A 10,790-nucleotide genomic window follows, 5' to 3' on the forward strand; every position below is an offset into this window, starting at 1 on the left:
TTGACCGCGTCATCCACCATTCACACATCTTTATGCTGGGAGGAGAAAGCTATCGGCTAAAGCAGAAGACAACAAGCTAGACTATGAAAGGTGGGTCAATTTTATTGGCCAAAGGTGGGTCAAAATAAATGGCCATTGACAACACCTAAAAATGATCTGGAGCTTGCAAAAAATCGACTCCAGGAGGTGAAAAAAGATGAGTCTGACAGCACTTAAAAAAGAAGCATTCAAAAACGAAGCCGTGCGCGAGGAATACGACCGACTGGCTGGCGAATTCGAATTCATTGATCAACTAATCACCATGCGGTCCAACGCGGGACTGACACAGGATGAACTGGCAAAGCGGATCGGAACCGCGAAAAGCAATATTTCCAGGCTTGAGCGTGGTCGTAGCAATCCCAGCTGGGGAACCCTGAAAAAATACGCAATGGCCTGCGGCTATCGAGTAAAACTAGAAGCAGTCGAGGATAAGAATACTGTCAACGCATGACGGTTTCTTGAAATAATGCACCACCACAGCGACGTTGTGCGGCTAGGGTGGTTACGGAAAACGGCTGAACAGGATCATGAAGAGGTAGCGTAGAATTAAAACCGTCAGGGTGTTGGGCAGCACCTTCGGTTTACCATAATGGCGTTCTTATGCGCAGTAGTGATCCAATTTGAACTTACCCTGATCCGCATGGCCCACAAACAGACGCCGGGCCACAGCCGCTTTAAAACAGTCCGTGGAACTGAGGTAAAACCTTTCGACTCGTTGAACAGCGAGACTCAACAGAATCAGCCACATGTCACCAGCAAGCAAACGGCTAGCGTACCTTTAGGCATCAAGTGAAAGACAATTTTCGAGCGAGGAGCCAACCTTTTCTCGAAAAGTATGGCTTTTTCCACTCTTTTCTAACGACTTTCCAATAGCGCGCTTTCTTTGCTCCCTGTTGTAGTGTTCTGGAGCCAAGCGTCTCATTAAAGCTTGTCGACGAATCTGTGAAACCATCTCAGAGCTCATAGCTGAATTCCTCTCAAATATTTTTATTATAGTTTGAGAAAAAGTGATGGTTAAGGGCTGGATCAAAATAATGCTTACGTTTCATCCAAACGAACCCATCACCTTTCGTTATGATCGCCACGTCTATCGGGCCTCCTACCGACTCTGTGCCTCGAGTCACTTTCTTCTTGAACGCGATTAAATTTACAAGAGTCTCAGCCATTTCTGCAAGCTCGTCTTTAGGTAGAGAATCGAGCATGCTAATTACTTGCGATAGATACGTCTCTCGCTGCTTAGTTTCGATTGCCTTCAGCATCGAACCAAACGCCTCTTCAGCAGCAGCTGCTAGATCCGTTCTAAATTGCTCTCTTTCGTCTTCGCGGACTTTGTCGGCTGCCGCGTCAACTACGTTCATAATCGTTCCCGCTGCTTCATTACGATAGACGCGATCTAGGAAGGGATCAATGCCGGCGAGAAACGTGTGAATCATGTCCGACTGAGCAAACGGAATAATACTAGCTGAAAATTCCTCATCCTCTACAAGGTTGGATTTGGCGCTCTCCACAACAACTTTGTTGGTTGATCCCAAGAATCCTTGCATGTGCATCGTAATAACCTTCGGGAAGAGGTCCTGCTCCCCAAAGCCTGCAATCACAATTCCCGAAAAGTCCCCCAGCAAGTAGTCGCTGTGAAAGTACATCGCCAATGCCCTACGAAGAAGCTCTTTGTCCCCGACTTCGAGCAGCGGAAATATTTTTTCAAGCGATGAGGCGGCGAGACGATAAAATCGATCACCATGCACTTCAAGCATCTTCTCGACACGATCGGAAATTTCAGATATCTCGCAGCCTGCAGAAATTGCCTCATATTCTCTTTTTACAATCTCTGATGCGATTTGTGCCGCCCTTTTATAGATGCTTTCATCAGAGTCTCCTTGGAGGCGTTCATCATTGACCACCTCTTCTCTCATCAGATCGCAGAGGGATAGAATGGTTTGATCAATAAAGCGCTCTCGGGCTTTCTCCGAAAATATTCCGCCATCTCTAGAGAGAAACTCAATGAAATCGTCACTATACGCTTTGAGAGTTGGGAAAGATTTTGCTCCTAACTCCTTCCTGTAGGTTTTAATGACGGTTTCCCAAGGAACATTCATGATTGAGGCGCTTCCGTAAACCATAACCCCAACCGGCTCGGTCTTGGAAAGCGTGAAAAGTTTATTTACCGTGTTGTAGACCTTGTCGCCGCCAATAGTTACGGCACTATCAGCGGCAAGTGAAATCGCGGTTCGGTTCATGACGGCAACTTCGGTTGTCATTTTTTGTCCTTTTGGTTGATCATCTCTTTAGACGACATTTAACAGTCATGAATTAGCGTTGTGACCAGTTATTTGATAGAGCCTCAGCCTGCTCCATGATCAGCTCTATCGCCGCCGGCGCTTTGTCAGGTGGATACTTGTACCTTTGTAAGGTCCGTCGGACCAAGATGCGCAGCTTGGCGCGGACACTTTCACGAACCTGCCAATCAACCGTGGTGGACTTCCGGAGCTTGTTTGTGATTTCTATGGCGATTTTTTTCAGGATCTCGTCGCCGAGCTCTCGCACGGCGCTTTCGTTGCGGGCCAGAGCGTCGTAGAACGCCACTTCATCTGGATTCAGGCCAAGCGCTTCGTCACGTTCAAGCTCAGCCTGGAATTGCTTCGCAAGAGCGATCAGCTCTTCGATCACTTGAGCGGTTTCGATACCGCGGTTATTGTACCTGCGCAGCGTTTCCTGCAAGCGGTCAGCGTATTTTTTCTCCTGAACCACGTTCGTACGAGTGTGGGCCTTTATGTCATCTTTCAGCAACTTTTCCAGTAGCTCCACGGCGAAGTTCTTGTAGGGCATTCGTCGCACATCCTCCAGGAACTCGTCGGAGAGCAGGCCTAAGTTGGGCTTGTCCAGGCCGCACAGAGCAAAGACATCAGTCACGCCACCGCCTACCAAAGCGTTATCCAGGATCTGTTTCAGCGCGGAGTTTTTGTCTTCCTGGGTGAGCTTTTTGTCCACGCTGGTGAACTTGGTGATGGCTGCTTTCACCTGCGATAGGAAGGCCACCTCTTTTTGCAGCGCCTGAGCTTCGTCCAGAGTGGCGCACAACGAGAAGGCCTTGTTCATGGCCAGCACGGTATCCAGGAATCGTTTCTTACCGTCTTCCAGGCCCAGAATGTAGTTGGCGGTAGGTACCAGATACTTCTGCGGCTCAGCCTCAAAGCCACTGTAATCGAAGCCTTTGCCCTTCGGTCCGGGAGCGAACATGCCGTGGATGATGTCCAGCTTCTCCAGAAGGATAGCGTAGGCCTCTTCCGCACTGTGAGTGGGAGAACCTTTTCCCTTGGCGTCGGTGTAGTTTTTCAGGGCCTGCTTGAGCTCGTTGGCGATGCCGATGTAATCCACCACCAGTCCACCGGGCTTGTCCTTGAACACGCGGTTTACCCGGGCAATGGCCTGCATCAGGTTGTGGCCCTTCATCGGCTTATCCACGTACATGGTGTGACAACAGGGCGCATCGAAGCCGGTTAGCCACATATCACGCACGATCACCAGTTTCAGGGAATCGCTCGCATCCTTGAATCGCTTCTCAAACCGCTTCTTGGTCTGCTTGTTGTGAATGTGCGGTTGCAGCAGCGACCGGTCAGAAGCTGAGCCGGTCATCACCACCTTGATGGCGCCTTTCTCGGGATGGTCGTCGTGCCATTCTGGACGCAGGGCGACAATCTCGTTATACAGGTGAACGGCAATCTCACGGCTCATGGTTACAATCATGGCCTTGCCTTCAATGGTGCTGGTGCGGGTTTCAAAGTGGTTTACTAGGTCTTCCGCCACCTGTTGCAGGCGGGGCCCGGCACCCACCAGTTTCTCGAGCCGACTCCATTCGCCTTTGGTTTTCTCCCGGGAGCCAACGTCTTCTTCGTCTTCAACCACTTCCTCCACCCGGTCGGACAGTTCCTCAATGGTTTCGCGGTTCATGTCCAGCTTGGCCAAGCGGGATTCATAAAAGATAGGGACAGTTGCGCCATCGTCCACGGCATCCTGGATGTCGTAGATGGAGACGTAATCGCCGAATACGGCTCGGGTGTCCTTATCTTCGCTTTCGATGGGGGTGCCGGTGAAGCCGATGAACGAGGCATTCGGCAGTGCATCACGCATGTGGCGGGCGTAGCCGAATTTGTAGGTGCCGTCTTTTTTTAGAGTGGCTTTGAGACCGTACTGGCTGCGGTGGGCCTCATCTGAAATCACCACGATGTTATGGCGATCATTCAGGATCGGATGGCCATTTTCCTCATCCAGTAAGGCGAACTTCTGCACCGTGGTAAAGATTATGCCGCCGGACTCGCGCTCTGCCAGCAACCGGCGCAATGTATCGCGGTCGTCCGCCTGCACCGGTTCCTGTTTCAGCAGCTCCTTCGCGGAGCTGAAGGTCGCGTAAAGTTGGCCGTCTAGGTCGTTGCGATCGGTGACCACAATCAACGTGGGGTTGTTCATTTCCGGCTGCTGCAAAAGTTTTCCGGCGTAACAGCACATGGAAATGCTCTTGCCGGAGCCCTGGGTGTGCCAAACCACCCCAGCTTTCTTACTGCCGGGCTCCACTGTACCTCTGGGTGTGGCTCGTTTCTCACCACGGCCACGGCCGTTTATATCCTTGGCGGCAATCACTGTTGCTCGCACCGCCTCACGCACAGCATGGAACTGATGGTAGCCGGCGATTTTCTTGATCAGCTGGTCGGAGTCTGTCTCGAAAATCACAAAGTAGCGGATGTAGTCCAGAAACAATTCTCTATCAAAGAAGCCCCTTACGAGGGTCTCCAGCTGCCACTCCAATAGCGGTTTGTCGTCTTCATTCTTGATGGTGCGCCAGGGCATGTAACGCTCCTGGCTGGCAGTGAGAGAGCCTACACGGGCGAGGTAGCCGTCACTGATGATGGCCGCTTCGTTGTAGGCGAACAAATCGGTCACTTCGTCTTTGTAGGTCTGGATCTGGTTAAACGCATCCCAGATATTCACGTTTTCCGCACCGGGGCTTTTCAGTTCCAATACCGCAAAAGGCAGGCCGTTAATGAAACAAACGATATCGGGTCGGCGTAGCTGTTTGCTGCCTTCAATGGTGAATTGATTGATAGCGCGGAACCGATTGGCGTTTAGGTCGCCAAAATCCACCAAAAACGCCTGGTCGTGAATCACCTTTTCGGCGCGCTTATACTTTACGGGGATACCTTCCAAAAGTAGGCGATGAAAGGCGCGGTTGCTAACTACTACGTCCAGGCTTTCCGGCTTACGTACCACCTCGACAGCTTGCTCAACGGCGCTCTGGGGCAAATGAGAGTTTATGCGGCGAAGGGCCTTTTCAAGATCAGCCAACAACAGCACCTGCCGGTAATCGGCCCGTTCCGGTGAGGGGCCATCCGGCGCTAGATCCGGGCCATGGCCGATTTCCCAATTGGCCTCGGCGAACCATTCCAGGCATTGCTGTTCCAGTTGATCTTCCGTCATTGCTTTGTCCTTATCGACGAGTAGCCGGCTCTAGCTCTGCGGTTTTTGTTTTATTCTTCTTACTCAGAATCTTTTTTCACGACGTTCGCGGTTTTGAGCTCGTGCTTAATCTTTTCCAATGGCCCGCTCAGGTTTTTTTCAAGTCGGGCCATGTGCTCTACCAGCCACGCAATCATTTCTGGCCAGTTGGCTTTGTCATAGCCATCCACCGGCTTACTGAACTGAATCCGGCATGCTTTTTGATCGGAAAGTCGTTTCCATATCAATGCATTACCAAATGCCACTTCAATTTTCGCTTTTTGAGTTTCTAAGCGGTCGAATACGAATTTGTTCGCCTCCGCCTGGGAGCGTTGCATGGAGAATTCCACGCGGATCTCGCTCTTTCCAAAGATGAGACTGAACACCATGCCCGAGAGCCCAGAACCGGCGGATAGCCAGTGATCTTTCCCGGGACTGACGTTGTTGTAGAGGTTGCAGCTGCTCTGGCTGAATGCCTCAAGCGTCTGCTCCCAGAATTCCAGACGCAGCCGATGGCTTTGCCTCTGCTCATTACTGGCGCTCTTTTCCTCGGCCTCCTTGGCCATCATGCCGATCATGAAGTCCGAGGCTTCAGGAGTTGGGATGATCTGCTCCACGTTTAGGAACAGCTCTGCACCGGCCTGGTAGGGCGTGACCTTGAAGCACTGGCAGTCCACACCGAACTGGCTCAGCCAAAGTACCGTGTTGGTGACTTCTTTACGGTAGTGGGCAGCCACCAATATAAGGCGCTGGCTTTTCAGGGTGTTGAGTTGGACGGATTGCAGGTCATCGGCCTGTAGAAATTCTAGTAAGACTTTCTCGGCATCGGCCGGTTCGATTCCTTCATTCTGGGCTTTTTGAATCAGATACCTCTGAAAAATCTCCACCACCTGCTGCTTTTTCAGGTTGGCGCAGTAGCTAGCGTACTTGAGTGCCTGCCATACCACATCGCGGCCACTGTCATCGAGCTTGTTTTCGATGATAACCAGATTGCCGTCCTTGTCGATGGCCAGCAGATCCAATCGCTCACGGGTATCGTCGAAGCCATCGAACTCCTTCTGAACGATCAGCAGTTCCTCACCATCGCCCTGCGCCAGTGCCTGCGGGTAGTTCTCCAGCCATTCCTGTAGATGCTTGCGCTCGGTAAACCCCAGGTCACTGAAGCGTTTTACTTCCAGTGGGTTGATACGGTTGGAAGCGGCGTCGATCTTAAACATCGGCTATCTCCGCCGTTTCCTGAACGTGATCCTCTGCTCCTGAAATCGAGAGTTCGCCAGTCAGTAGTTTGGGAAGCAAGGAATCTCGTAGTTTTGCGAGGGTGTCTGACTCCCGGAGGTTATTCTCAATGGCGTCGTAGAGCGAAGATGCTTGCCGTGAATAAATCGAAATCAGTGATTCTGCGGGCGTCACTACAGGGATGATTTTGAAGTTCTTTTTGCTAATCTCCGCGAACGTTGTCCCACTGGCTCGGCTTTTGATTTCGCCCATATGAGACTGGCACCACTGGATGACAAACGCTGGCGTTAGGGTCTTCTCGCATTTCATCGCAATATAGCCCTGGTTAACCGCAACAGGAATTTTAGCGAGAGCCAGATAACCAACCGGTGCCCGCGACGACATCAGCACGGTATCGATTGGCAGTAAGCCAGAACTGATCTTCGCAAGGCCCGCCTCGGTGATTTTGCGCTCAGTTTCGACAAGTACTCTGTCTGCAAGATTTGATAGATCTTTTGGTGAAGTCCAGCTGATCTGGCCCGCTTCCCAAAAGGCAGGGTTCTTGGTGGATGGAGTGCCACCGCCGACGGCAGTCACTTCATCACCAATTTGGCTGACACTCCACCCCTCCGGAATTTCCCCCAACTCACTATCTTGCATAGCCGACGGAAACAGCTCGGCAGTGGCGCGAAGCTCGGCGTATTGCTCGGGCTGTTCGGTCTGGAGGCGGGTTAGTTCCTCTTCGCCATTGCCGGAAATGGCCTGCATGGCTGCGAGCACGGCGTCTTCCTCGCTGCCGCAGGCTGCCAGTGCGGCGATCTTGGCTTTGACCGGCTCAAAATCGACAAACCAGCTCTTGAAGATGGCCCGGGCCATCTGTTCGAGGGTTTGGTTGATTTGGTGGTTGAGCTGGATCTTATCGTCCAAGCTACCAAGAATGTTAACGATGCGATTCTGTTCTGACAAAGGTGGGAGCTTTAACTCAAACTTTGAGCAATCCGGAACACGAATGTGGCTGACTACAGATCCTGTGCCATCGTGCATCCGGAATTGATTTTGAAGATCGGTCGAAAGAAATGAGTAAAGCAGGAACCTTGGATGGAGAACGGTTTTATCCGCCCGGTACTGCATGATCCTTTGGCCAAGGAATACGGTATCATCGAAATCAACCAAGCCCACCTCACCCATGGGGGCTTCTCTGGTCAAGAGAACATCGCCGCGCTCAACCTTAGCCCGTCTCGTCCATTTTTCGTAGGTTTCTCTTTCAACAAAGCGACAGTCAGTGAGGTCAATTAGCCCGTGCCTAACGTTGGGCGTCCTGATCATTTTATAAGGAGTTTCGTGATCTACCCGGGGGGCCGTTTTATTTACGCAGTCAACTATCAGATCGCAAACATCGCTGATGATTGCGCGAGGCCATTTAGCACTCATAACCCAGCCCCCCAAGATTCCGCTTAATCTCCACCTCAAGCCGGTCACTCTCAGCAAACTGTTCCTGAAGTTGCGCGGTCAACCGCGTCATCTTCTCGGTAAACGGCTCGCCATCGTCTTCCTTCTCTTGAGCGCCCACATAACGCCCCGGCGTCAAAACAAAATCGTGCTTTTTAATATCGTCCAAGCTGGCAGATTTGCAGAATCCGGCCACATCCCCATAGACTTCGCCACGCTGCCAGGCATGGAAAGTGTCTGCGATTTTGGCGATATCGTCGTTGGTGAAATCCCGCAGTACTCGATCCCGCATGAAGCCCAGGTTGCGAGCATCGATGAACAGGAATTCTTCCCGACGGTCGCGCTTCTTTTCATTACGCACCATTCCATTCGCTTTGTCTTTGGTGAGAAACCAGATGCAGGCCGGGATCTGAGTATTGGTGAACAGCTGGCCGGGAAGGGCAACAATGCATTCCACCAGATCCTCTTCCACCAAGCGTTTGCGGATCTCGCCCTCATTGTTGGTGTTAGAACTCATGGAGCCATTGGACAGCAGTAGGGCCATGCTGCCTGTGGGCGACAGGTGGTGAATCATGTGTTGCATCCAGCCAAAATTGGCATTGCCCTTCGGTGGTACGCCGTATTTCCAACGTACGTCGTCGGCCAAGGATTCATTCCACCAATCTTTGATGTTGAACGGCGGGTTGGCCATTACGTAGTCTGCACGTAGATCCGGGTGCTGGTCGTCTAAAAAGGAGTCGGCGTTCTTCTTACCGAAGTTGAAATCGATGCCCCGGATCGCCATGTTCATGGCGGCGAGGCGCCAAGTGGTAGGGTTAGATTCTTGGCCGTAGACGGATATATGCTTTTTCTGTTCGGCGGCGTCGTAGAGCTGCTCGCGGGCGTGTTCTTCGATGAACTTGTCGCTAGAAACAAAGAAGCCCCCGGAACCCATGGCCGGATCGTATACGCGGCCCGAGTATGGCTGAAGCATTTCCACGATAAGGGTGACGATGCTCTTTGGGGTGTAATATTGGCCGCCCTGTTTGCCTTCTGCTAAGGCAAACTGGCCTAGGAAGTATTCGTAAACATGACCCAGGATGTCTTTGCTGTGCAGGCTCAGCTTTTCGCCTTTGTAGACCGGTCGGGTAAAAGAGGTGTCAGAGAAGGTGTTGATCAGGCCCAGCAGTTTGTCGTTGTCCAGTTGGTATTGGCTGATGCGGTTGAGGATACCCTTGAGCTTTTTGGGGTTGCTCTTTTCGATCTCTTCCAAGGCGTTGTCGATTAGCCAGGAGACCGATCGTAATTTGACGTCATTACCGGCCTCGTCTTGCCAGAGCACCGTCCCTATAGGAAGCACAGCTTTTTCTTTCAGGGTTTTCCAGCGAGCCTGTTTGGGCACCCAAAACACATTTTCTTCGCGATAGTAGTCCAGAACCTCTAGCTCTTCTTCCAGGGCTTGCTGGTACTCAGCGTCGGTGTCGTAGTCTTCCGGCGGCAGGAAGTAGATGTCGTTGTTCTCATTCTTGAACTGTTGCAGCAATTCTTCTTGGCGCTCTTCGAAGGCATCAGACACGTACTTCAGAAAAATTAGGCCCAGCACCACATGCTTATAGTTTGCAGCGTCCAGATTGGCGCGCAGCTTATCTGCGGCTTTCCAGAGTTTATCGTCAAGGTCGGATAGAAATTGCTGTTCCAAATTGGCCATTAATTAGTCCCTTGTGCGTTTCGATGCTTAAACAGTTTCTTTTGTTGTCTTAAGCCGCAATAGTGCAGCATTCAGTGTTGTGCGGCTGACGTTGAAATGTTGGGCAACCTCAGTTTTGGTAATATCCGGGTCGGAGAGCATGGCCTGAGCTTTTTGGATGTCCGACACGGACAGCTTGGGTTTTCGTCCACCCTTTCTACCTCTTGCTCGTGCTGCGTCCAAACCTGCACGGGTTCTCTCTCGGATCAGGTCATGCTCAAACTCAGCGAGGGCCCCGAAAATATGAAACACCAAGCGGCCACCGGAACTGGTCGTATCGATGGATTCAGTCAATGATTTGAATCCAATTTCCCGGTCATGAAGATCTTGGACAATCTCAACCAAGTCTTTCAGTGACCGCGCCAGTCGATCTAGCTTCCAGACAACCAGAATGTCTCCCTTTCGGAGAGTACGGACACATTGCGAAAGCTCAGGTCGTTCTCGAAGGGTGCCGGTAAACTTTTCCTGAAATACCTGTTCAGCCCCCGCTCTCTCAAGTGCATCCACTTGAAGCTCAGGATTCTGATCCTGCGTGCTGACACGTGCATAACCTATGATCATAAAAGGTGCCTTTCCTGTTCATAGATTGTTGTACGTGATTGTTGAACACAAAACAAGGCAAAAAGAAGGGTTTTGGGGCTGTTGTTTCAGGTGTCCAGAAAACGACCGTTTTCTGATAGAAAGCGGACCTTTATCAGATAGGGGTTTAACCGGGCCGCTAATCGGAAACAAGGCACGCTGAGGTCGCAAAGCGGACATTCAGGCGGATAGACCTACACTTTCCCTTGAAGAAATTCAGCTTCTTTTTAGGAATGTCCGCAGTAACGCGGTAGAACCCCTGAGCAACTAGACGATATCTAGGTTATCGTTTGAT

Annotated in this window: 8 protein-coding genes; 2 read left to right on the forward strand and 6 right to left on the reverse strand. The window is 51.4% G+C overall.

The genetic code is table 11. The features are described 5' to 3' along the window. The first annotated feature begins 11 nt into the window (after positions 1-11). Both ABJM11_RS08075 and ABJM11_RS08080 read left to right on the forward strand, forming a co-directional pair. On the forward strand, positions 12-80 hold the full coding sequence (locus tag ABJM11_RS08075) for a hypothetical protein (RefSeq protein WP_348295699.1): 69 nt from the start codon (positions 12-14) through the stop codon (positions 78-80). A gap of 116 nt (positions 81-196) precedes the next feature. Beyond that, positions 197-490, forward strand: coding sequence for a helix-turn-helix transcriptional regulator (locus ABJM11_RS08080; RefSeq protein ID WP_348295715.1), 294 nt, complete (start codon positions 197-199; stop codon positions 488-490). Between the two features lie 526 nt (positions 491-1,016). Here ABJM11_RS08080 and ABJM11_RS08085 read toward each other — a convergent pair. The 6 genes from ABJM11_RS08085 to ABJM11_RS08110 are packed head-to-tail and all read right to left on the reverse strand — an operon-like array spanning position 1,017 to position 10,477. Beyond that, positions 1,017-2,297, reverse strand: coding sequence for a hypothetical protein (locus ABJM11_RS08085; protein WP_348295716.1), 1,281 nt, complete (start codon positions 2,295-2,297; stop codon positions 1,017-1,019). Between the two features lie 52 nt (positions 2,298-2,349). Continuing rightward, positions 2,350-5,508 carry a type I restriction endonuclease subunit R gene (locus ABJM11_RS08090; RefSeq protein WP_348295717.1) on the reverse strand — a complete coding sequence of 1,053 codons (3,159 nt, stop codon included), beginning with the start codon at positions 5,506-5,508 and terminating at the stop codon, positions 2,350-2,352. 59 nt (positions 5,509-5,567) lie between these two features. Beyond that, complete coding sequence (locus ABJM11_RS08095; RefSeq protein WP_348295718.1) at positions 5,568-6,743, reverse strand: DUF4268 domain-containing protein; 1,176 nt, start codon at positions 6,741-6,743, stop codon at positions 5,568-5,570. Next, positions 6,736-8,172: a restriction endonuclease subunit S gene (locus ABJM11_RS08100; RefSeq protein ID WP_348295719.1), complete on the reverse strand. Its 1,437-nt coding sequence runs from the start codon at positions 8,170-8,172 to the stop codon at positions 6,736-6,738. The genes ABJM11_RS08095 and ABJM11_RS08100 overlap by 8 nt, the downstream gene beginning before the upstream one ends. After that, positions 8,162-9,877, reverse strand: coding sequence for a class I SAM-dependent DNA methyltransferase (locus ABJM11_RS08105; RefSeq protein WP_348295720.1), 1,716 nt, complete (start codon positions 9,875-9,877; stop codon positions 8,162-8,164). The genes ABJM11_RS08100 and ABJM11_RS08105 overlap by 11 nt, the downstream gene beginning before the upstream one ends. A gap of 27 nt (positions 9,878-9,904) precedes the next feature. Further along, a complete protein-coding gene (locus ABJM11_RS08110) occupies positions 9,905-10,477 on the reverse strand; it encodes a recombinase family protein (RefSeq protein WP_348295721.1) in 573 nt (190 codons plus the stop codon). Positions 10,478-10,790: the final 313 nt, after the last annotated feature.

Source organism: Marinobacter sp. (genome assembly GCF_039977835.1).
Classification (GTDB): Bacteria; Pseudomonadota; Gammaproteobacteria; order Pseudomonadales; family Oleiphilaceae; genus Marinobacter.